This is a genomic window from Nocardioides malaquae (assembly GCF_015070385.1).
Lineage (GTDB): Bacteria > Actinomycetota > Actinomycetes > Propionibacteriales > Nocardioidaceae > Nocardioides > Nocardioides malaquae.
The window spans coordinates 145,060-165,964 of record NZ_JADCSA010000003.1 but is presented as its reverse complement, the minus strand read 5'-3'; the positions used below and the strand labels follow the sequence as shown (position 1 = coordinate 165,964).

Annotated in this window: 20 protein-coding genes; 6 read left to right on the top strand and 14 right to left on the bottom strand. The window is 69.7% G+C overall.

Going from position 1 to position 20,905, the window contains the following annotated elements; all coding sequences use genetic code 11:
• The 5 genes from IEQ44_RS04475 to glpX form a co-directional block, all read right to left on the bottom strand.
• Positions 1-1,263, bottom strand: coding sequence for an ABC transporter ATP-binding protein (locus tag IEQ44_RS04475; RefSeq protein WP_193637218.1), 1,263 nt, complete (start codon positions 1,261-1,263; stop codon positions 1-3).
• Positions 1,264-1,267: 4 nt separating this feature from the next.
• Positions 1,268-2,110 (bottom strand): carbohydrate ABC transporter permease, encoded by an 843-nt coding sequence (locus IEQ44_RS04470; protein WP_193637217.1) that lies wholly within the window; start codon positions 2,108-2,110, stop codon positions 1,268-1,270.
• A gap of 1 nt (position 2,111) precedes the next feature.
• Positions 2,112-3,029, bottom strand: coding sequence for a carbohydrate ABC transporter permease (locus IEQ44_RS04465; RefSeq protein ID WP_319804491.1), 918 nt, complete (start codon positions 3,027-3,029; stop codon positions 2,112-2,114).
• Positions 3,026-4,336, bottom strand: a complete 1,311-nt coding sequence (locus IEQ44_RS04460; RefSeq protein WP_193637216.1) for an extracellular solute-binding protein — start codon at positions 4,334-4,336, stop codon at positions 3,026-3,028. The genes IEQ44_RS04465 and IEQ44_RS04460 overlap by 4 nt, the downstream gene beginning before the upstream one ends.
• Positions 4,337-4,515: 179 nt before the next feature.
• Positions 4,516-5,538, bottom strand: a complete 1,023-nt coding sequence (gene glpX, locus IEQ44_RS04455) for a class II fructose-bisphosphatase (RefSeq protein WP_227486891.1) — start codon at positions 5,536-5,538, stop codon at positions 4,516-4,518.
• A gap of 112 nt (positions 5,539-5,650) precedes the next feature.
• On the opposite strand from glpX, the gene IEQ44_RS04450 reads away from it, so the two are divergent.
• Positions 5,651-6,202 carry a DUF4245 domain-containing protein gene (locus IEQ44_RS04450; RefSeq protein ID WP_193637214.1) on the top strand — a complete coding sequence of 184 codons (552 nt, stop codon included), beginning with the start codon at positions 5,651-5,653 and terminating at the stop codon, positions 6,200-6,202.
• A gap of 42 nt (positions 6,203-6,244) precedes the next feature.
• Here IEQ44_RS04450 and IEQ44_RS04445 read toward each other — a convergent pair whose 3' ends face one another.
• Both IEQ44_RS04445 and xseA read right to left on the bottom strand, forming a co-directional pair.
• A complete protein-coding gene (locus IEQ44_RS04445; RefSeq protein WP_193637213.1) occupies positions 6,245-6,469 on the bottom strand; it encodes an exodeoxyribonuclease VII small subunit in 225 nt (74 codons plus the stop codon).
• Positions 6,462-7,727, bottom strand: a complete 1,266-nt coding sequence (gene xseA, locus IEQ44_RS04440; RefSeq protein ID WP_193637212.1) for an exodeoxyribonuclease VII large subunit — start codon at positions 7,725-7,727, stop codon at positions 6,462-6,464. Before xseA ends, IEQ44_RS04445 begins: the two co-directional genes overlap by 8 nt.
• Before the next feature lie 78 nt (positions 7,728-7,805).
• On the opposite strand from xseA, the gene IEQ44_RS04435 reads away from it, so the two are divergent.
• Positions 7,806-8,852, top strand: a complete 1,047-nt coding sequence (locus IEQ44_RS04435) for a 4-hydroxy-3-methylbut-2-enyl diphosphate reductase (RefSeq protein WP_193637211.1) — start codon at positions 7,806-7,808, stop codon at positions 8,850-8,852.
• Entirely contained in the window at positions 8,852-9,472 is a 621-nt protein-coding gene (locus tag IEQ44_RS04430) for an L-threonylcarbamoyladenylate synthase (RefSeq protein ID WP_193637210.1), read from the top strand. The genes IEQ44_RS04435 and IEQ44_RS04430 overlap by 1 nt, the downstream gene beginning before the upstream one ends.
• 3 nt (positions 9,473-9,475) lie before the next feature.
• On the opposite strand, the gene IEQ44_RS04425 is transcribed toward IEQ44_RS04430, so the two are convergent.
• The 4 genes from IEQ44_RS04425 to IEQ44_RS04410 all read right to left on the bottom strand — a co-directional run bounded on the left by IEQ44_RS04425 (position 9,476) and on the right by IEQ44_RS04410 (position 13,593).
• Positions 9,476-9,895, bottom strand: a complete 420-nt coding sequence (locus IEQ44_RS04425; RefSeq protein WP_193637209.1) for a DUF6542 domain-containing protein — start codon at positions 9,893-9,895, stop codon at positions 9,476-9,478.
• Positions 9,896-9,915: 20 nt separating this feature from the next.
• The gene (locus tag IEQ44_RS04420) at positions 9,916-11,127 is read right to left on the bottom strand and encodes a DNA recombination protein RmuC (RefSeq protein WP_193637208.1); all 1,212 of its coding nucleotides are present in this window, start codon (positions 11,125-11,127) and stop codon (positions 9,916-9,918) included.
• 65 nt (positions 11,128-11,192) lie between these two features.
• Positions 11,193-12,629 carry an endonuclease NucS domain-containing protein gene (locus IEQ44_RS04415; protein WP_193637207.1) on the bottom strand — a complete coding sequence of 479 codons (1,437 nt, stop codon included), beginning with the start codon at positions 12,627-12,629 and terminating at the stop codon, positions 11,193-11,195.
• 172 nt (positions 12,630-12,801) lie between these two features.
• Positions 12,802-13,593 carry an exodeoxyribonuclease III gene (locus IEQ44_RS04410; protein ID WP_193637206.1) on the bottom strand — a complete coding sequence of 264 codons (792 nt, stop codon included), beginning with the start codon at positions 13,591-13,593 and terminating at the stop codon, positions 12,802-12,804.
• Between the two features lie 23 nt (positions 13,594-13,616).
• Between IEQ44_RS04410 and IEQ44_RS04405 the strand changes: the two genes are divergently transcribed.
• A complete protein-coding gene (locus IEQ44_RS04405) occupies positions 13,617-14,546 on the top strand; it encodes a hypothetical protein (protein WP_193637205.1) in 930 nt (309 codons plus the stop codon).
• Between the two features lie 22 nt (positions 14,547-14,568).
• Here the strand turns inward: IEQ44_RS04405 and IEQ44_RS04400 are convergent, their stop codons facing one another.
• On the bottom strand, positions 14,569-16,206 hold the full coding sequence (locus tag IEQ44_RS04400; RefSeq protein ID WP_193637204.1) for a PH domain-containing protein: 1,638 nt from the start codon (positions 16,204-16,206) through the stop codon (positions 14,569-14,571).
• The gene (locus tag IEQ44_RS04395) at positions 16,203-16,823 is read right to left on the bottom strand and encodes a PH domain-containing protein (RefSeq protein WP_227486889.1); all 621 of its coding nucleotides are present in this window, start codon (positions 16,821-16,823) and stop codon (positions 16,203-16,205) included. Before IEQ44_RS04395 ends, IEQ44_RS04400 begins: the two co-directional genes overlap by 4 nt.
• Before the next feature lie 91 nt (positions 16,824-16,914).
• On the opposite strand from IEQ44_RS04395, the gene IEQ44_RS04390 reads away from it, so the two are divergent.
• Together IEQ44_RS04390 and ychF are read left to right on the top strand one after the other, a co-directional pair.
• Entirely contained in the window at positions 16,915-17,760 is an 846-nt protein-coding gene (locus IEQ44_RS04390; RefSeq protein ID WP_193637203.1) for a M57 family metalloprotease, read from the top strand.
• A gap of 81 nt (positions 17,761-17,841) precedes the next feature.
• Entirely contained in the window at positions 17,842-18,915 is a 1,074-nt protein-coding gene (gene ychF, locus IEQ44_RS04385) for a redox-regulated ATPase YchF (protein WP_193637202.1), read from the top strand.
• 704 nt (positions 18,916-19,619) lie between these two features.
• On the opposite strand, the gene IEQ44_RS04380 is transcribed toward ychF, so the two are convergent.
• On the bottom strand, positions 19,620-20,870 hold the full coding sequence (locus IEQ44_RS04380) for an amidohydrolase (protein ID WP_193637201.1): 1,251 nt from the start codon (positions 20,868-20,870) through the stop codon (positions 19,620-19,622).
• Positions 20,871-20,905 lie beyond the last annotated feature (35 nt).

The window sequence follows — 20,905 nt, the reverse complement described above, 5'->3', positions numbered from 1 at the left end:
TCAGGACTGTGCCGGCGGGTGCATCTCGTCGGCCTCGTCGGCCATCCGCTCGGCCTGGGCCTGCTCCTTCGGGTTGTCCCGCTCGGGGATCCGTCCGGCGCGCTCGAGGTCGACCGTCAGGTTCTCTCCGGTCTGGGGGTCGAAGAGGTGCATCTTCGAGGAGTCGACCCAGATCTGCGCCTCGTCGCCGTCGGCGATCCGGCTCGACCCGTCGAGGGAGACGACCATCTGGGTGCGCAGCGACTCGCCGTCGAGGTCCTTCTCGAGCTGCTCGAGCTGCTGGTGCACCTCGGGCGGCGCCTCGAAGGGCACGTAGGCGTAGGCCTGGTTGCCCAGCCACTCGACCACGTCGATCGTGGCGCCGAACGTCGATCCCTCCGACGCCTTGTCGCCCACCACGCTGGCGTCCTCGAAGTGCTCGGGCCGGATGCCGGCGATGAGGAGTCCCTTGCCCTGGACGCGGTCGGCCTTGTCCTGCGGGATCTGCACGTCACCGAAGGGCAGCGAGACGGTGGTGCCGTTGACCTCAGCAGGCAGGAAGTTCATCGGCGGGGAGCCGATGAAGCCGGCGACGAAGAGGTTGCCGGGGTTCTCGTAGAGCTCGCGGGGGGAGGCGAGCTGCTGCAGGACTCCGCGCTTGAGCACGGCGACCCGGTCGCCCAGCGTCATGGCCTCGGTCTGGTCGTGGGTCACGTAGATGGTCGTGATGCCCAGACGCTTCTGGAGGCGAGCGATCTCGGTGCGCATCTGGCCACGCAGCTTGGCGTCGAGGTTGGAGAGCGGCTCGTCGAAGAGGAAGGCGTCGGCGTCGCGCACGATGGCGCGGCCCATGGCGACCCGCTGACGCTGACCGCCGGAGAGGTTGCCGGGCTTGCGCTCGAGGTGCTCGTCGAGCTCGAGGGTCTTGGAGGCCTCGCGCACCTTCTGGTCGATCTCGTCGTCCTTGGCGCCGGCCAGGCGCAGCGGGAAGGCGATGTTCTCGTAGACCGTCAGGTGGGGGTAGAGCGCGTAGTTCTGGAACACCATCGCGAGGTTGCGGTCGCGCGGAGCGAGGTCGTTGACCCGCTTGTCGCCGATCATCATGTCGCCCGAGGTGATGTCCTCCAGGCCGACGACCATGCGCAGCAGCGTCGACTTGCCGCAGCCCGAGGGGCCGACCAGGATCATGAACTCGCCGTCGGCGACGTCGATGCTGACGTCGTTGACCGCGGGGAAACCGTCGCCGTACTTCTTGACGATGTTCTTCATGGTGATGGCAGCCATCGGATCAACCCTTCACTGCGCCGGAGGTCAGTCCGGCGACGATCTTGCGCTGGAACAGCAGGACGATGATGACGATCGGGATCGTCGAGACGACGGCGCCGGCTGCGAGCAACGAGGCGGGTCGGTTGAACGGGTCGGCGCCCACGAAGAACGACAGGGCGGCGGGGATCGGGCGGGCGTTCTCCGTCGAGGTCAGCGAGATGCCGAAGACGAAGTCGTTCCAGGCGAAGAAGAACGTCAGGATCGCCGCGGTGAAGACACCGGGGGCGGCCAGCGGCACGATCACCTTGCGGAAGGCCTGCCACGAGGTGGCGCCGTCGACCTGGGCGGCCTGCTCCATCTCCCACGGGATCTCGCGGAAGAAGGCCGACAGGGTCCAGATCGCCAGCGGCAACGTGAAGGACATGTAGGGGATGATCAGACCGGGCCACGTGTCGTAGAGGCCGATCGCGCGCCACATGTCGAAGAGCGGGCCGACCAGGGAGACCACCGGGAACATCGCGATCACCAGGGCGGTGGTGAGCACGAACTTCTTGCCCTTGAACTCCAGGCGCGCGATCGCGTAGGCCGCCAGCGTCGCAATGATCACCGACAGCAGCGTGGCGATCAGCGAGATGCCGATGGAGTTGAGGATCGCGCGGCGGAACTGGTCGTTCTCGATCACCGCGCGGTAGTTGTCCCAGCCGGCGAAGGCGTCGCCGTCGCCCGGGAGGAAGCCGGGGCTGCCGACGGTGATGGCCCCCTGGGACTTGAAGCTGAGCGCGATGATCCAGACCACCGGCAGCAGGCACCAGGTGAGGATCAGCAGGGCGCCGAGCACGACGCCGACCTTCTGCATGGGTTTCATGTCATCCTTCCTGCCGGGCCGCGGCGAGGTCGACGCGGAAGACCTTCACGATCACGAACGCCACGACCAGCACCGAGAGGAAGAGCAGCACCGAGAGCGCGGAGCCGAGCCCGAGCTGGAACTGCTCGATGACCTGGCGGTAGGTCAGGAACGAGACCGACTCGGTGCCCTGGGCGCCGGCGGTCATCACGAAGATGTTGTCGAAGATGCGGTAGGCGTCGAGGGCGCGGAAGAGGACCGCCACCATGATCGCCGAGCGCATGTTGGGCAGGATCACCTTCCACAGGCGCTGCCACCACGTGGCCCCGTCGACCTTGGCCGCCTCGATCATGTCCTCGGAGACCTGGGCCAGACCGGCCAGCAGGAGCAGCGACATGAAGGGCGTGGTCTTCCAGATCTCGGAGACCATGATCGCGATCATCGCCGACCAGTAGTCACCGAACCAGTTGAAGTTGTCCTCGATGAAGGGCAGCCACCCGTTGACGAAGCCGTTGGTGTTGGAGAAGGCGAACTGCCAGGCGAAGCCCGACACGACGGTGATGATGCCGTAGGGGATGAGGATCGAGGTGCGGATCACCCCGCGGGCGAAGATCACCCGGTGCATCACCATGGCGAAGATGAAGCCGATGACGAGCTCGACCGCGACTGTGACCACCATGATGAAGACGGTGTTGGCCGTCGTCGACCAGAAGAGCGGGTCGGTCAGCGCGGTCGCGTAGTTGCGGAAGCCCACGAACGTCCGGTCGTCGGGCGCGGTCAGCGTGTAGTCGTACACGCTGAGCCAGATCGCCCGCAGCATCGGGAACGCGGTGACCAGCAGCATCAGCACGATGGCCGGCAGGACGAGCGTACGTCCGAGCTTGTTCTCCGCGACCGACCGGTCGCTGAGCTCGGGCCGGGGAGCGACGGTGCTGCTCACAGCAGTCTCCTTCCGCCGAGGACGTCGGAGAGGAACTCCGCCGACTCCTGCGGGGTGCTCTCGGGGTCGACCGAGGAGGGGGCGTGCCAGGTCGACTGGATCGCGCTGGAGATCTGGCTGTAGAACGCGCTCTGCGGTCGAGGTCCGGCGCCGTCGATCGACTCGCGGAAGAGGGCCAGGAGCTCCTCGGGGTAGGCCTCGACGAGACCTTGGGCCTCGTAGACCGAGCCGCGCGAGGGGAAGAGGCCGTTGTTGACGGCGAGTGCTTCCTGGGCCTCGGGGCTGGTGACGCAGAGCGCCGCCTCCTGGGCGTGCTCCTTGTTCTCGCTGTAGGCGCCCACGCCGACCTGGATGCCGCCGATCGGCGGACGCGACTCCTCGCCCTCGACGGTGGCGGGGTAGCGGGCCCAGCCGAGGTCGTCGAGCTGGTCGCCGGCGGTGTCCTCGTAGTTCTTGTAGGCGAACGTCCAGTTGACCATGAAGGTGCCGGGGCTGTCCTCGGCGAACATGGGGCCGAGCACCGTGCCCTCGTTGGAGACCGAGAGGTCACCCATCGCGGCGTCGGAGTCGACGAGCTGCTGGATGACCTCGGCCGCGGCCCTGCCGGCCTCGGAGTCGATCTCGATCTTGGCGTCCTTGCCGGCCTCGGTGTTGCTGACCAGCTCGCCGCCCGCGCCCATCACCAGGGCGTTGAGCCACACCGTGTAGCCCTCGTACTTGTTGGCCTGGACCCCCACGGTCGCGCCGTTGTCGCTGGCGGCCTCGATGATCTGCGACCACGTCACCGGCTTCGACATGTCGAGCCCGGCCTTCTCGGCCAGCGACTTGCGGAACCACAGGACCTGGGTGTTGGCCCACTGGGGCGCCACGACGACCTCGTCCTCCCAGGTCGCGGTGAGCGCGGCCCCCTCGAGCACGTCGTCGTCGAGCACCTGGTCGGCCATCTCGCCGGTGAACGGCTCCAGCCATCCGGCGCTGGCGAACTCGGGCACGAAGATCGGGTCCAGGTTCATCAGGTCGGTGGAGGAGTCCTTCGCCGCGAGGCGTCGGGCCAGCTGGGTGCGCTGCTCGGTGGCGTTGTTGGGCAGCAGCTGGACCTCGATCGAGTAGTCGTCGGTCGAGCAGTCCTCGGCGATCTGCTGCACCGTCTCCTGGGCGTCGGGGTTGATGTACCAGTTCAGGACGGCCCGGCCGTCGTCGTCGGAGCCGCAGGCGGTGAGTGTCGCCGAGCCGACGACCATCGCGGCGGCCGCCAACCCCAGACGCCGGCGTCCGGAAGCAGAACCTCTGTGTCGTTGGGCTCGCATGACCCTCCTCGATGTGCGCTACCTCACATCTAGCCCGACTGGGTCATCAGACGCAACCCCTACGGGTCAGGCGTCTTCGGCACCAAATGAGCCAGGACCCCCGCGAACGCGGGGGTCCTGAGGTGTGTGACCCCTGGGCGCTGACGTCAAACGTCACGAAAGGGTCACGGAGGAGAAGGTCAGCTCGAGAACGCGATCTCGGAGAACCGCTTCATCTTGCCGAGCTGGTGCTCCGAGATCACCTGGCGGATCGTGCCGGAGCGCGAGCGCATCACCAGGGAGTGGGTCGTCGCGGCGCCGTTGGGCAGGTAACGCACGCCCTGCATCAGCTCGCCGTCGCTGATGCCGGTGGCGACGAAGAAGCAGTCGTCGCCGGTCACCAGGTCGTCGGTGTGCAGGACGAAGTCGGGGTCGAGGTTGTGGCCGGCGTCGAGGGCGCGCTGGCGCTCCTCGTCGTCGGTGGGCCACAGGCGTCCCTGGATGGTGCCGCCCAGTGCCTTCATCGCGCAGGCCGCGATGATGCCCTCCGGGGTGCCACCGATGCCGAGCATCAGGTCGATGCCGGTGCCCGGTCGTGCGGCCATGATCGCTCCGGCCACGTCGCCGTCGGTGATGAGCTTGATGCGGGCGCCGGTGGCCCGGATCTCCTCGATCATCTGCTCGTGTCGCGGACGCTCGAGGATGACGACGGTGACGTCCTCGGGCTGCTTGCCCTTGGCCTTGGCCACCGCCTGGATGTTGTCGGCCACGGGGAGGCGGATGTCCACCACGTCGGCGGCCTCGCGCCCGGTGACCAGCTTCTCCATGTAGAAGACCGCCGAGGGGTCGTACATCGCGCCGCGGGGGGCGACGGCCATCACCGCGACCGCGTTGTTCATGCCCTTGGCGGTGAGCGTGGTGCCGTCGATCGGGTCGACGGCGACGTCGACCTCCGGTCCGGTGCCGTCGCCGACCTGCTCGCCGTTGAAGAGCATGGGCGCCTCGTCCTTCTCACCCTCGCCGATCACGACGGTGCCGTTCATGGCGACCGAGGAGATCATCACCCGCATCGCGTTGACCGCGACGCCGTCGGCGCCGTTCTTGTCGCCGCGGCCGACCCAGCGGCCGGCGGCGAGCGCGGCGGCCTCGGTGACTCGGACGAGCTCCATGGCGAGGTTGCGGTCGGGGTTCGAGGGCGAGACGTTGAGGTCCACGGGCGTCATGGGGCGCATCGTATCGGTCGCCGCGCGTCGCCTCGGTGCCGGTCGCGGACGGTGAACAGCGGCGGCTGAGGGGCAGTGGGGCGCTCGGTGCGCCGCCTGAGAGGATGGGCGGGTGAGCCAGAGTCCCGGTCGCTACCAGACCTCCATGGCCGGCATGGTCGGCGCGATGATCGTCCTCGTCGGGTGCATCTTGGCGTTCGTGGCCTTCCGCGAGGTCAACCGCGAGGTACCGGAGGTCCAGCCCGAGCCGGTCGACTGGGAGATCGCGGTCTCCGCCGCGGCCGACGCGGGCCACCCGGTGGTCGCGCCGAGCGAGCTCCCGTCGGAGTGGATCGCCACCAGCATCTCCTTCCAGCCGACCGACCCGCCGACCTTCGGCCTCGGGGTGCTCACCGACGACCGCAAGTACGTCGGCCTGCGCCAGGAGGACGAGCGCCGCGACGACCTGCTCGAGACCTACGTCGACGAGGACGCCGTCGAGGGCGACCCGATCGAGGTCGAGGGCGAGTTCTCGGGGGAGTGGCAGACCTGGAGCGACGAGGGCGGCGACACCGCGCTCCTGCTCCAGCGCGACGACGACGTGCTGCTGGTCTACGGCTCCGCCCCCGTCGAGGACCTGGTGGCGTTCGCGTCGTCCCTGCGCACGGCCCGGTCCCAGGGCTGACCGACTCCGGCGACCGGTCGGGTCGCCGGCCAGAGGGGTCCGTCAGTCGGTGGGCTCCTGCGAGCCCTCGATCACGGCGTCGAGCCGCTTGCGGGCACCGTTGAGCCATGCCTCGCACGCCTGGGCGAGGGCCTCCCCGCGCTCCCAGAGCGCCAGGGACTCCTCGAGGGTGGTGCCGCCCTGCTCCAGGGTGCGGACCACCTCGACCAGCTCTTCGCGGGCGTCCTCGTAGGAGAGGTCCTGGGGGTCGGGGCGCGCGTCACTCATCGTCGTCTCCTGGGTGCGGGTCGGCCGCGGGGGTTGCTGGGTCGGGGGTGGTGCCGGTGCTGGTCGCGTGCACGCGACCGTCGGCGAGGCGTACGTCCAGGGTGCTGCCCGCCGCGAGCGCGCCGATCGACGTGACGACGTGACCGTCGGCGTCCTGGACCACGGCGTAGCCGCGCTGCAGCGTGGCGAGCGGCGAGAGCGCCCGGGCGCGGGCGCGGTGGTGGTCGACGTCGTCGGCGGCGCGGTCGAGGCGGTGCGAGAGCGAGCGCCGGGTGCGGTCCCGCAGCGCGCGTACGTCCTCAGAGCGCGCCTCGAGCAGCGAGCGCGGGTCGGCGAGGGCCGGGCGTGAGCGCAGCTGGGCGAGCGTGTGCTCCTCCCGCTCGATGCGGTGGCCGAGCAGGCTGCGGATCCGCTCGTGGGCCCACCGCACGCCGTGGAGCTCCTCGGCCATGTCGGGCACGACCAGCTTGGCCGCGTCGGTCGGGGTGGAGGCGCGCACGTCGGCGACCAGGTCGAGCAGGGGCTGGTCGGGCTCGTGACCGATCGCGGAGACGACCGGGGTGCGCATCGCGTGCACGGTGCGCAGCAGGCCCTCGTCGCTGAAGGGCAGCAGGTCCTCCACCGAGCCACCGCCGCGGGCCACCACCACGACGTCGACCTCCGGGTGCGCGTCGAGCTTCTGCAGGGCGGCCATCACCGTGGCCGCCGAGGTGGTGCCCTGCATGGTGGCGTGCACGACCTCGAACCGGACGGCGGGCCAGCGGCGGCGGGCGTTGTCGAGCACGTCGCGCTCGGCCGCGGAGTTGGGTGCGGTGACCAGGCCGACGCGCTGGGGCAGGAAGGGCAGCGAACGTTTGAGCTCGGGCGCGAAGAGGCCCTCGGCGGCGAGGATCTGGCGGCGGCGCTCGATGCGGGCGAGCAGCTCGCCGAGGCCGACCATGCGGATGTCGCGGGCCTTGAGCGAGAGGGTGCCGCGGTTGGCGTAGTAGTCGGGCTTGGCGTGCATCACCACGCTGGCGCCCTCGACGAGCGGCGGGTTGAGGCTGTCGAAGAGGGTGCGCGGACAGGTCACCGGCACGGAGATGTCGGCGTGGGAGTCGCGCAGCGTCATGAAGACCGTGTTGAGCCCGGGGCGCCGCGAGACCTGGGCGACCTGGCCCTCGACCCACACCAGGCCCAACCGGTCGATCCAGCCCGCGATGGCGTTGGCGATCGACCGGACGGGTGCCGGTTGCTCGGGGGAGGTCTCGAGGGCCACGGCCGCGAGCCTAGTGGTGCGGTCCGACTGTTTCGCTGCGGATGGGCCGAGCGACCCGCGCCCCGTAGACTCGCCGCCATGAGCATCGATCTGGGCACTCCGTCCGTCCTCTCGCCCGAGGAGGCTGACAAGGCTGTCCTGCTCGCCGCCCCACGCGGCTACTGCGCGGGCGTCGACCGGGCCGTGATCACCGTGGAGAAGGCGCTCGACCTCTACGGCGCTCCCGTCTACGTGCGCAAGGAGATCGTGCACAACAAGCACGTCGTCTCCACGCTGCAGGAGCGCGGGGCGATCTTCGTCGAGGAGCTCGACGAGGTGCCGCCGGGCGCCACCGTGGTCTTCTCCGCCCACGGCGTCTCGCCGGCCGTGCACGCCGAGGCCGCCGAGCGTTCGCTCAAGACGATCGACGCCACCTGCCCGCTGGTCACGAAGGTGCACCACGAGGCCAAGCGGTTCGCCGCCGACGACTACGACATCCTGCTGATCGGCCACGCGGGCCACGAGGAGGTCGAGGGCACCGCCGGCGAGGCGCCCGACCACATCCAGCTCGTCGAGTCGCCCGCCGATGTACCGAACATCGTCGTGCGTGACCCCGCCAAGGTGGCCTGGTTGTCGCAGACCACCCTGTCGGTCGACGAGACGATGGCGACCGTCGCCGCGATTCGTGAGCGGTTCCCGCTGCTGCTCGACCCCCCGAGCGACGACATCTGCTACGCCACCCAGAACCGTCAGCTGGCGGTGAAGGAGATCGCCCTCGACGCCGACCTGGTGATCGTGGTCGGCTCGCGCAACTCCTCCAACTCGGTCCGACTGGTCGAGGTGGCCCTCGAGGCCGGCGCCAAGGCGTCCTACCTGGTCGACTACGCCCACGAGATCGACGAGGCATGGCTCGAGGGCGTGAAGACGGTCTCCGTCACCTCCGGCGCCTCCGTGCCCGAGGAGCTGGTGCAGGGCGTGCTCTCCTTCCTCGCCGAGCGCGGGTTCCCCGACGCCCGTGCGGTGCACTCCGCCGAGGAGTCGTTGATCTTCGCGCTGCCGCCCGAGCTGCGACGTGACATCCGCAAGGCGCAGCAGGCCGCCCAGGCTGCGCAGCCCGGTCAGGGTGCACCGGAGGGCCAGGGCTGATGGCGCGCTACCTCGACGTCCACCCCGACAACCCGCAGGCCCGCACCATCGGGCAGGTCGTCGAGGCGCTGCGTGACGATGCCCTGATCGCCTACCCGACCGACTCGGGCTATGCCTTGGGCTGCCAGCTCGGCAACCGGGAGGGCCGCGACCGGATCCTCAAGATCCGTGACCTCGACGACCGCCACCACTTCACCCTGATGTGTTCGAGCTTCGCCCAGCTGGGGCAGTTCGTGCACCTCGACAACTCGGCGTTCCGCGCGATCAAGGCGGCGACGCCGGGGGCGTACACGTTCATCCTGCCGGCGACCGGCGAGGTGCCCAAGCGCCTCATGCACCCCAAGAAGAAGACGGTGGGTGTCCGCATCCCCGATCACGTCCTGGTGCAGACGCTGCTGGCGGAGCTGGGTGAGCCGATGCTCACGAGCACGCTGATCCTGCCGGGCGAGACCGAGGCGCGGACCATGGGGTGGGACATCAAGGAGGAGCTCGACCACTCCGTCGACATCGTCATCGAGGCGGGCGAGACGACTGCCCAGCCGACGACCGTCGTGGACTGGTCAAAGGGCTACCCGGAGGTGCTGCGGGTCGGCGCCGGAGATCCGTCGCGCTTCGAGTGAGCATCAGCCCTCTTCGCGCCCCCAGTCACTGAACGCTCCGCGCCGTCGCCCTTCGAAGGCGATGAGGGCCAGGGCCCAGCCGGCCACCAGGGCCACGCTGTGGTGGGTCAGACCGGTGACGACGGTCTGGACGACACCGTCCTCGGGGCGGGCCACGGCCTGCGGAGCGACGACGCCGAGCATGACCAGCACTGTCAGCATGAGCACCGGCGGCAGGATCGCGGCCAGGTGCAGGGAGGGAAGCTCCACCCGGACCGCCAGGTAGAGGCAGAGCGTGACGAAGCAGAGGTCGAAGAAGAGGCTGAGCTCGCCGCCCAGCAGGTAGTCGACCGCGACCGCGCTGAGCACCAGCGCGAACCCGAGGGCCACGACCTGGCGTCCGGGTTCGGTTCCGTGCAGCCACGAGGGCTGAGCAGAGGTCACGGAGCCAAAATAGGCCACTGTCACGCCCCGGCGGCCCGCCGCGCCGTCATCTGGTCGTGTGCGGTCTCGCCGGAGCGTCCCGCGACGCGCTCGAGGTCGTCGGCCAGGACCTCGTCGGGGGAGGAACCAGCGTCGAGCGCGGCGAACTCCGGCGCGGTGAGGATGCGCGGGGTCCGCTCGACCTGTGCCACCTCGGGGATCTCGGTCTCGACGACGCCGAGGTCGGCGAACTTCCGCGCGCTCACCAGCACCCGCGACTCCAGTGAGCCGACCGCTTGGTTGTAGGCCTGGACCGCTCCGGCCAGGCTGCGCCCGACCTTGCCGACGTGCACGCCGAGCGTCGCGAGCCGTTCGTGCAGCTCCTGCCCGAGCCGCTGCACCTCGGCGACCTGGGCGGCCACGGTCTCGTGGCGCCACCCGTGGGCGACGGTGCGGAGCAGGGCGATGAGGGTGGTCGGGGTGGCGATGACCACGTTGCGGGCAGCCGCATACTCCAGCAGGTCGCGCTGGGTGTCGAGGGCGACGGAGAGGAAGGCCTCCGCGGGCACGAACAGCACCACGAACTCAGGTGTCTCGGCCAACGCGCGCTGGTAGGCCTTCGCGCCCAGCTGGTCGACGTGCGTACGCACCTGCCTGGCGTGGCGGGTGAGGTGTGCGGTGCGCTCCGTCTCGTCGTCCGCACCGGCGGCGTCGAGGAAGGCCGCGAGCGGCACCTTGGCGTCGACGACGACCTGACGGCCGCCGGCGAGGTGCACGACGAGGTCGGGACGCTGGGAGCCGTCGTCGAGGCGTACCTGCTCGGTGAAGTCGCAGTGGTCGACCATGCCGGCCAGCTCGACCGCGCGGCGCAGCTGCATCTCGCCCCACTGCCCGCGCACCTGCGGCTTGCGCAGGGCGGTGGCGAGCGAGGCGGTCTCGCGGCGCAGCGACTCGGTGGTGGTGCGCATCGACTGGACCTGGGCGTTGAACTCGCCCTGCCAGGTGGCGCGGTCGTGCTCGAGCAGGCGCAGCTGGTCGGCGAGCCGTTCGAGGCCGTCCTTGACGACGGCCTGGTCGCCCGCCCGCGCCTCCAGCACGGCGTCAGACTGCGCCTTCAGCTCCGCGCGCAGGGCGTCCCGCTCGGCGTCGGCGACGGGGGAGTGGGCGCGGGCCCAGAGCCACCCGATCAGCCCGCCGAGGGCGAGCCCCACGAGGAGTCCGACCAGCAGGGTCAGCAGCGTCGAGATGTCCATGGATCGATCATGGACGCCGCCACCGACAACTTCGCAACGGCACGGCGCCTGCTCAGGCGTTGCGGCTATGTCTCCATGGGAATGGTGAGTTGCTCCAGGCGCCTCGCGACGCTCTCGAAGACTCTGACGGCATCGGTGAGAAAAGCGTCGTACGTGCCGTCGTAGTGGCCCGGGGCCCGAAGTTCGAGGATGGCGACCGGAAGACCCTCCAGAGCGTCGGCAGCCACCTCGATGTGCTCCGGAAGTCCGTCGTCACCCTGCAACACCTCTGGGGCCCGGCGCAGCCAGTCCGCAACCATCCGTGGCGGCGCGGCCGTGATGTCCTTCCGGAGGCGCCAGATCGCCTGGACGAAGTCCGTCCCAGCCTGCATCGCGCGTACACCGAGGTAGCCCTCACGGCCGCTGCTGATGACGACGCCCGGGGTCGAGTCAAGCTGCTCGACTGGCGAACCGTCCGCGTGGGTGATGCCCCCAAAGGACACCGCCAGCTTCGCCACCGTCATGTGTAGAAGCGCGTCCGACGCGTCCAGCCGGGCGCTGAGATCCTGTGCGAGCCACGCCTGCTTCTCGTCGGACGGATCGAACGGGCGGATGTCGACCGGGAGACTGTGGAGATCCTCCGCGACGACCCACAGCATGGGGGTGGCTTCGTCGACCTGCAGCGGCTGGGAGTAGAGGACGTATCTCTTCATGTTTCCCTCTGAGCCCTCACGCGCAGACCTATTTGGCTTGGCAGTCGTGGGCGCGTACGCCAAGGCACGGCGATACCCGAGCGCCTGGAGCGTCAGGGTGTCTATGCCCTGCGCACGCGCGTAGGCCAGGACTTCGGGTGAGAACCCGTCAGCGATCAGCAGTCCGTGAACGGGCCCTGGAGCGAATCCGCCGGCCCGGAAGGCTTCCACGTAACCCGTCAGTTGATCCACGGCTCCGATGTACCCCTGAGTGGCTTTCAGTTCGACCACAAGCGTGGAGGTGCTCCCGTCCGCCTCGACCCGGTCGAGCACCAGGTCAGGGCGCCTACGGTCAGGAAGCACGTACTGCTGGTGGCGCAGGTAAACGTGGTAGCCGACCTGCTCGAGTGCCTCGATGTTGTGCACCAGCCAGACCTCGAGATCGCGCTCGAGCCCTACGTGCCCCAGCCGGTAAGGGCGCTCCACGTCGAAGGTGTCCAACCAAGCGCGGGCGATTGCGACCGCTTGTTGGCCGTCCCGCCCATCTGCGTCCTGGATGCCCAAGTTGTTCAGAAGCTCGAGGAACACCAACATCTCGCTGGCCACCGGATGCCGCAGGTAGTCATCGACCGGTATCGCGAGCCAGGCCGCTACCGCCTCGAAGTCTCCGACCCACCAGCTCTGGAGTTGTTCGTCCGACGCGGATTCCAGGCGATCCATGAAGACGGGAGCCACAGGATCAGTTCGGTAGGTCAGCGAGAACGGAGGGGCGAGAATCGAGTAACCATCGAGGAACAGACCGTCGATGGCATCACGCAAGGCTTCGATCACCCGGTCAACCTGCGCTCGTGGCGCCCCCGTGCGCGCAGCTACTTCGTTGAGAATGGCTTCGGACTCGCGCACGCGTCGCATCATCAGTGTCCTTCCGGAGCAGGTGCCCGGCAACGTACCTCAGTGGAGTCTGGCTCCGACGTGAGTTGGTTCGATCTCGCAGGCCGAGTCCTCAGAGGTCGATGTCGGCGATCACCGGAGCGTGGTCGCTCGGCGTGCCCTCGCCGATCGCGGGGTTGCGCTCGTCGACGTCGATGAAGGCGTGCGTCACCTTCTCCGCGACTGAGGGAGAGCCGAGGATGAAGTCGATCCGCAGGCCGCGGTTGCGCTCGAAGCGCTGCCGGTAGTAGTCCCAGTAGGTGTAGACGTCCGGTCCCGGGGCGTGCGGACGCACCACGTCGACGTAGCCGTCGTCGAGGAAGGCCTGGAAGGCGGCCCGCTCCGCGGGCGTGACGTGGGTGGAGTTGCGGAACTGCTTCGGGTCGAAGACGTCGTCGTCGGTGGGGCAGACGTTCCAGTCGCCCACGAGCACGGTGTCCTCGTCCAGCCACGGCTGCGCCTGTTCGCGGAGCCGGGAGAGCCAGTCGAGCTTGTAGACGTAGTGCGGGTCGTCGGGCTTGCGGCCGTTGGGCACGTAGAGCGACCAGACCCGCAGGCCCCCGCAGACGGCACCGATAGCGCGGGCCTCCTGCGCGGCCGGGTCGCCGTAGCCAGGCATCGTCTCGAAGCCGACCTGCACGTCCTCCAGCCCGACGCGGCTGATGAGGGCGACGCCGTTCCACTGGCTGAAGCCGGCGGCGGCCACCTCGTAGCCCCGCGACTCCAGTCCCATCAAGGGCAGCTGCTCGACCTTCGCCTTCGTCTCCTGGACGGCCAGGACGTCGATGTCGTGACGGTCGAGGAAGGACTCGACCCGGTCGATGCGGGTACGAAGGGAGTTGACGTTCCAGGTGGCGATGCGCACCCGGGGGAGTCTAGGTGAGGCCGATGGCCCGCCCCGGGGCCGGAGGTGAGTACGCCGACCCATGCGTCGCATGCCAGGTCGCCGCCACGCTGGGCCACATGCTCCTCGACGCCCTCGTCCGTACGTCCCCGGCCGACGCCCCGCTCGTCGGCCCGGCACGCACCCTGCTCGCGGTGGCCCGCGGGGCGGCCGCAGTCGGCGCGACCCTGGTGCTGGTCGGTCTGCTCTCCCTCGCCCTGGCGGTGTCGCTCCACGGGCTCTCCACCGACACGGTGCTGGGCGGTGCGGTGCTGGCCCTGGCCGGTGGGCTCGGGGTCGTGGCCCAGGGCCACCTGGCCCGGTGGATCGAGGACCGGAGGCCGCGCAGCCTGCAGGCGGCTTCCTGGTGCGGGGTCGTCGCTGCGGTGACGGCGTGGCTGGGCTGGGGGATGCTGGTGGGCTTCTCGTGGCTGGTCCTCGGCCTCGCCGGTGTGGTGGCCGTGGCGCAGGCAGCGCTTGTCTCGCGCGTCGACCCGAGAGCGAGCCTGGTGGCGCCGGGCCCGGGCCGCGGCGCACCGGGGCTGGATGTCGACGAGTGGACGTTGCTGCGCTGGACCGCCCAGGCGGCGGCGGGCCTGGGGGTGGCGGTGGGAGGTGCGTCTGCGGTCGGGTTCGTCCACTACGCGCTGACGTGGCAGCAGGACTGGAACCTGATCGGGGCGTACGTCTCTGGCATCTTCGTCGTGGGGTCGCTGGTGTGGACCGTGCCCCCGTGCGCCATCCTGAGCGGGACCGGTGCGGGCTTGAGGTCGGCCCTGCCCGCCGTGCTGGCGTGGTCAGGGGTGTGGGTGGTGGTGGCCCTTGTCGCGGAGGCAGTGGCCGCCCCGCTGCTCCTGATGTGGGTGATCGTCGGCGGCCTCGCGGTGGTGGAGGTTGCCCTGGGGTGTCTGGCGCTGTGGCGCCGGGCAGGCTGAGCCCGTCACCAGGGGCCTTGACTCACCGGGCCAGGTAGGGCTCCAACGGTTCCGGGGTGGCCCGGGCCGCGAGTCGCACCGCGAGGTGCTCGGGCACGTCGGTCAGCGTGACCTTCTCGCCGCCGGCCGCGGTGGTGGCCTGGAGCGTCACTAGGCCGAGTCGACGCTGGAAGATGCTCTGCTCGAAGACCCAGCCGATGATGCCGTCGACCTCGAGGACCGTACGCCGCCGCGCCGTCGTCCCGTGGCCGGCGACGAGGTGGTCGTCGGTCAGGGCGTGGCCCAGGTGGGCGTAGGAGAGCTCGGCGAGCACGACGCCGATCGGGATCCACGCCAGGCCGGGGGCCAGGAACCACCACAGCGGCGCCTGGGTGGCCACCTCGGCCAGCGGGCTCACGACGTAGTGCCCCACGAGTCCCAGCCCGAGGAAGAAAAGGGTCGTCCACTGGTGGGCGACGTGCTGGCGGCGCCGGGCGGCGGGGCCGTGCGGCACCAGCGGCATCCGCATCGGACGGTCGTCGCCGAGCACGTCGCTGGCCACGTCGACGGCCACCGGGGTGGGGCAGTGGGGCAGGATCGAGGTGGTGCCGCCCTCGCCGACGCCCGTGGCCAGGGTGGAGAGCGCCGCGCCGTTGACGACCCGCATCAGGAGCGGCTCGACGAGCTCGACCCCACGCACCCGCTTCTCCTCGACGGTGATCGAGCGGGTGGTGAGCAGGCCGGAGGACAGGTGCAGGGAGCCGTGGGCCCGGGTGAGGCGCAGGCCCCACCACTGGACCACGTAGCCGACCACGGAGACCACCAGCCACGTGACGGCCAGGCCGAGGAAGACGAGCAGGCTGAGGACGACGACGCCGATGCGCAGCGCGGACTCGGCGGACTCGGCGACCTGGGCCGCGTCGATGCTGACCTCGCCGACGAGCTGGCTGACCGCGCCGACGGCCGCAGCGATGACCGCGAGCCGGGCCAGGTTGAAGGGCGCGAAGCGGACCCACGACCAGGTGAAGACGGCGAGGACCTGCTCCGGAGCGGCCTCCTCGACGGGGTGCGTGACACCGCCGGGCCAGGCGGCCGCAGGAGGCTGGTCCGTCCCGCCCCAGGGCGCTCCCGCCGCCGGCAGCCCGGACCCTGCCCCGACCGGCGAGGGGGAGGTGGCTACGGCGGCGGCGCGGCGGGCCCGCAGCAGCAGCTCGCGCAGCTCCTCGGCGCGCGCGATCGTGACCGCGTCGAGCTCGATGCGCTCGTCGTCGACGCCGGTGCCGATCTGCACCTTCCGCATGCCCAGGATCCGGTGCAGGAGCGTGGCCTCGAGGTCGACGCTGCGGACCCGGTCGAGCGGCGCGGTGGAGGTGGTCTTGTTGAAGACGCCCTTGCGCAGCTGGAACTGCGTCGGCGTGATCCGGTAGGTGGTCGTGAACCACGGGACCAGGCCGAAGAGTGCGGCGGCCACCGCCAGGACCGGGGCCGCGATCGCCCACCACAGGTTGTCGGAGCTGGAGGCGCCGACCAGCACCGCGATGATCGGCACGATGCTCTGCTTCACCGCCGAGACGGGGTCGAGCAGCAGCTTGCGCTTGTCGAGGCGCAGCCACTGCGGCTCCGGCTCACCCGCGGGTGGGGCCACCTCCGCGTCCGGCAGGGAGGACTGGTCGTGGCTCACGTGGCGTCACCCTCGGTGGCGGCGGTGATCTCGGTCAGCTGCACGACCAGCTCGCGGGCGTCGTCGGCGTCGAGCCCGGTGATCGTGATCGGCCCGGCGGCCGACGCGGTGGTGACGGTGACCGAGGCGAGCCGGAAGCGGCGCATCAGGGGGCCCTGGTTGGAGTCGACGGTCTGCACGCGACTCAGCGGCGCGATGCGGGACTCCCGGCCCAACCACCCGACGCGGGTGTGGATCGCGATGTCGTTGACCTCCCAGCGGTGGATCTTGAAGCGCAGCTTCGGCACGACGAAGAGCTCGACCACGTCGAAGAGGATCACGAGGGCCAGCAGCGCCGTGGCCCACCAGGGACGACTCGGCACCAGGAAGTAGATGGGCAGCGCGATTCCGAGGGTGATCACGGCGCCGATCGCCGCCTTCGTGCGCCAGTAGTTGATGGCCCGCGGCGAGACCCGGTGCGCCGGCACGCGCAGGGCGTCGCTCGGGTCGCGCGGGGCGGCGGGAACGTCGTGCGAGGTCTCGGGGAGCGCGTCGTGGGTCACGCGGACGAGCCTGCCACAGGCGTACGACAGCGCCTCGCCCTGCGTCGCGGGCGGTAGGTCTGCGAGTCCGTGCAACGCACCTTCTGGCAACACCGGAGCTCTGGTCACGGGCCTCCGGACGCGGTTTCACTCGAAGTCCCACCGTCGCTCCACGAAGGAAGAACCCATGCAGCTCCGCAGGATCACCGCAGCCGTCGTGGCCACCGCCGCCGCGGGTGCCGCCGCTCTCACCATGAGCCCCGCCACCTCGGCCGAGGGGGACACCACCCCGACCTTCAGTCAGTTCCGCGCCGACACCCTCCGCGACACCGACGGGCAGTACATCGTCAACGGCGACGTGCCGGTTGCCAGCACGCGGGACCTCCGCGCCTACTTCGACGCCATGACGGGCGCCGCGGACGACCACGACCACGGCCAGGGCGACGACTTCGACCCGGCCCAGGGCCTCGTGGTCAACACCGTCAGCGGCCGTGACGACGTCTGGAGCGCCAGCCAGGCGCGCAACCTGACCTACTGCGTCTCCTCCCGCTTCGGCAGCAGGCAGGCGACCGTCGCCAACGCGATGGCCGCCGGCGCCGCGACCTGGGAGAACGCCTCGTCGGGCGTCAACTTCGTCTATGCCTCGTCGCAGAACTCCAACTGCACCACGCGCAACACCAACGTCGTCTTCTCCGTGGAGCCGACGTCGTCGACGAGCTACATCGCGCGGGCGTTCTTCCCGAGCAGCCCGAAGTCGAGCCGCAACGTGCTGGTCAACGCCAGCTCACTGGTCAACTCCGGCTCCTGGACGCCGGCGAACATCATGGCCCACGAGCTCGGCCACGTGCTGGGCTTCCGTCACGAGCACACCCGGCCCGAAGCGGGCACCTGCTTCGAGGACAACAGCTGGCGTCCGCTCACGGCCTACGACTCGGTGTCGATCATGCACTACCCGCAGTGCAACGGCGGGTCGAGCAACCTGAGCTTCTCCAGCGCCGACCGCGCTGGGGTGCAGGCGGTCTACGGCAGCTGAGGCGTACGCGCCCGCGCGGGCAGTGGTAGTCGCGGGCAGTGATTGTGAGGGCCACGGTCGCCGGACCTAGACTCGGCGACCGTGGCTCTCACCATCGGAATCGTCGGACTTCCCAACGCTGGCAAGTCGACCCTCTTCAACGCCCTGACCAAGAACGACGTGCTCGCGGCGAACTACCCGTTCGCGACGATCGAGCCGAACGTGGGCGTGGTGGGTGTGCCCGACGAGCGCCTGCCGAAGCTCGCCGAGATCTTCGGCAGCGAGAAGATCCTCCCGGCGACCGTCGAGTTCGTCGACATCGCCGGCATCGTGCGCGGCGCCTCGCAAGGTGAGGGCCTGGGCAACAAGTTCCTCTCCCACATCCGTGAGTCGGCGGCGATCTGCCAGGTGACCCGCGTCTTCCGCGACGAGGACGTCACCCACGTCGACGGTGAGGTCAACCCCGGCAACGACATCTCCACCATCCAGACCGAGCTGATCCTCGCGGACCTCGAGACGGTGGAGAAGGCCGTGCAGCGCCTGGAGAAGGAGGCGCGCAAGTCCAAGGACCTGGTCGCCAACCTCGAGGCCGCCAAGGCCGCCAAGGAGGCGCTGGAGTCCGGCACGCCCGTGATGGCGACCGACATCGACCGCGACCTGCTGCGCGAGCTGTCGCTGCTCACCGCGAAGCCCTTCATCTACGTCTTCAACTGCGACGCCGAGGAGCTGCAGGACGAGGAGCTCAAGGCGAAGATGCGCGACCTCGTCGCGCCGGCCGAGGCGATCTTCCTCGACGCCAAGTTCGAGTCCGAGCTCATCGAGCTCGACGACGAGGAGGCCGCCGAGTTCCTCGCCGAGGCCGGCGTCACCGAGCCCGGCCTCGAGGTCCTCGCCCGCGTCGGCTTCGACACCCTCGGCCTGCAGACCTACCTGACCGCCGGTCCGAAGGAGACCCGCGCCTGGACGATCAAGAAGGGCGCCACCGCCCCCGAGGCCGCCGGCGTGATTCACACGGACTTCCAGAAGGGCTTCATCAAGGCCGAGATCGTCTCCTTCGACGACCTCGTCGCCGCCGGCACGATGGCCAAGGCCAAGGAGGCCGGCAAGGTCCGCATGGAGGGCAAGGACTACGTCATGGCTGACGGTGACGTGGTGGAGTTCCGCTTCAACGTCTGAATCGACGCGTTTGCGCAGGTCAGAGGGGGTGTAGCCCCTCTCAGTCCGCACAGAGTCCGCAAGAAATTTAGCGTGAGGGGCTCGATCTGGCCGTTCGGAGGGCCTATCTCCGGACCCCGGTGCTGCCAGTTGACCCGCGCGTGCGGTGACCTATCGGCGGAATGATGCGCTCTTGCCGCCGCACCAAACCGTTGTGACCACGCACGTCTGGGACGTTGCATGGCAGCGCTTGACTGCACATGTCGGTGGACCCGTCGGTAGGGTTCGGTAGATGTCGTGCGGCCCCCGTTGCCGCGTGCGGGGAAGGACGACGCCGTGTACTTAAGCCGTGTTCGGGTGCGGGGCCTGCGGGGCTCGGTCGACTACCCGTTGGAGGTCTCGCTGCCCGGTCGGTTCACGGTCATCGCGGGCGCGAACGGTGGCGGCAAGACCACGTTCAGCGACGCCGTGTATCTGGCGCACACTGAACGGTTCCCGTACTTGCCGCGGCACTCCGCTGCGGCGCTCGGGGGGGAAGGGCCTTGGAGGCGATGCTGCGGAGCAGATTCTGAGGGTCGTCAAGAGTCAACGACTGCCAATGAGAAGGAGAGATCGGGGCCGGCAGCAGGGGAGAGCAGGAGCGAAAGGACGAGGGCGAAATGCGGACGGCAGCGCAGCTGGTTGGTGGGGATGAGATCGCCCACGAGCCGTGATGTAGCCAGCTTCTACGCCCTAGCGAACCAAGTTCTGGCGGCGACCGCCAGTGCCCTCACCCCCACGGGCAAGGTCGCCTCGAGGTCGGGGGCGAAGTGGGGGGAGTGGTTGGACGGCACTGATCGGAGGGCGGGGTCGGTCATGTCTCCGGTGGTGAACAGGGCGGGGTTTGCGCAGCCGAGGAGCCAGTAGGACAGGGGTGCGCCTGCGCTCGTCGCGAGGACCCCTACGTCCTCGCTGCCGGCTCCCGCGCCGGGGTCGAAGACGTTGTCGTCGCCCAGCCATTCCCGGAACGCCCCGAACGTCTTGTCGAGTGCCGCTGGGTCGTTCACCACGACCGGGAACCTCTCGATCTCCGTGATGGAGGGTGGCTCCGGCGCCCCGGCGGTGGTCGCGGCACCTCGCACGATCCGCTCGATGCTGCCCAGGATGTGGTCGCGGACTGCGGGGTCGTACGTGCGCAGGTTCAGCTGGAGCTCGGCCTCGCGCGGGATGACGTTGGCGGCGTCGCCCGCGTGGAGGGAGCCGACGGTGAGGACGGCGACATCGGTGCCGCTGATCTCCCGCGACACGATGGTCTGGAGACGCATCACGGTGTCGGCCGCCATGACGACCGGGTCGATGGCGTTCTGGGGCATGGAACCGTGCGCACCCCGGCCGACGAGACGTACGCGCAGGGAGTCGGAGGCGGCGTACGCCGGACCCGCATGACCTGCGATCTTGCCCGCGGGCAAGGGCGCCACGTGCTGCCCCAGCACGACGTCCGGCACGGGGAACCGGTCGAAGAGGCCGTCGTCCACCATGGCCTGAGCCCCGGCGCCGAGCTCTTCAGCGGGCTGGAAGACGACCACCAAGGTTCCTGCCCAGGAGTCCTGGGACCGTGTCAGGACGCCGGCGGCCCCGATCAAGCGGGTGGTGTGCATGTCGTGACCGCAGGCATGGCTGATCGGGACCGTGCGTCCCTCCTCGTCAGTTGCCGTCTCGGTGCTCGCGTAGTCCAGGCCGGTGTCCTCCCGGACCGGGAGTCCATCCATGTCGGCCCGCAGCAGGACCGTGGGTCCGGGGCCGTTGCTCAGGACGCCGACCACGCCAGTGCGGCCGACCCCGGTGGTGACGTCGAAGTCGAGCTCCGTGAGCCGCTCCGCCACCAGGGCCGCGGTGCGCTGCTCCTGGAAGCCGAGCTCAGGATGCGCGTGCAGCTCTTTGTACAGACCGAACAGTGCAGGGTCAATCTCGAGGTTCTCCGGCATTCCTGAAGCCATGTGATCTCCTCCGTCTTCACACCATACTTTGAGCG

What these genes read in the sequence shown, in the direction of transcription:
- IEQ44_RS04475 (WP_193637218.1), bottom strand. Translation starts at nt 1,263, where the DNA reads ATGGCTGCCATCACCATGAAGAACATCGTCAAGAAGTACGGCGACGGT.
- IEQ44_RS04470 (WP_193637217.1), bottom strand. Translation starts at nt 2,110, where the DNA reads ATGAAACCCATGCAGAAGGTCGGCGTCGTGCTCGGCGCCCTGCTGATC.
- IEQ44_RS04460 (WP_193637216.1), bottom strand. Translation starts at nt 4,336, where the DNA reads ATGCGAGCCCAACGACACAGAGGTTCTGCTTCCGGACGCCGGCGTCTG.
- glpX (WP_227486891.1), bottom strand. Translation starts at nt 5,538, where the DNA reads ATGACGCCCGTGGACCTCAACGTCTCGCCCTCGAACCCCGACCGCAAC.
- IEQ44_RS04445 (WP_193637213.1), bottom strand. Translation starts at nt 6,469, where the DNA reads ATGAGTGACGCGCGCCCCGACCCCCAGGACCTCTCCTACGAGGACGCC.
- IEQ44_RS04435 (WP_193637211.1), top strand. Translation starts at nt 7,806, where the DNA reads ATGAGCATCGATCTGGGCACTCCGTCCGTCCTCTCGCCCGAGGAGGCT.
- IEQ44_RS04430 (WP_193637210.1), top strand. Translation starts at nt 8,852, where the DNA reads ATGGCGCGCTACCTCGACGTCCACCCCGACAACCCGCAGGCCCGCACC.
- IEQ44_RS04420 (WP_193637208.1), bottom strand. Translation starts at nt 11,127, where the DNA reads ATGGACATCTCGACGCTGCTGACCCTGCTGGTCGGACTCCTCGTGGGG.
- IEQ44_RS04405 (WP_193637205.1), top strand. Translation starts at nt 13,617, where the DNA reads ATGGCCCGCCCCGGGGCCGGAGGTGAGTACGCCGACCCATGCGTCGCA.
- IEQ44_RS04390 (WP_193637203.1), top strand. Translation starts at nt 16,915, where the DNA reads ATGCAGCTCCGCAGGATCACCGCAGCCGTCGTGGCCACCGCCGCCGCG.
- IEQ44_RS04380 (WP_193637201.1), bottom strand. Translation starts at nt 20,870, where the DNA reads ATGGCTTCAGGAATGCCGGAGAACCTCGAGATTGACCCTGCACTGTTC.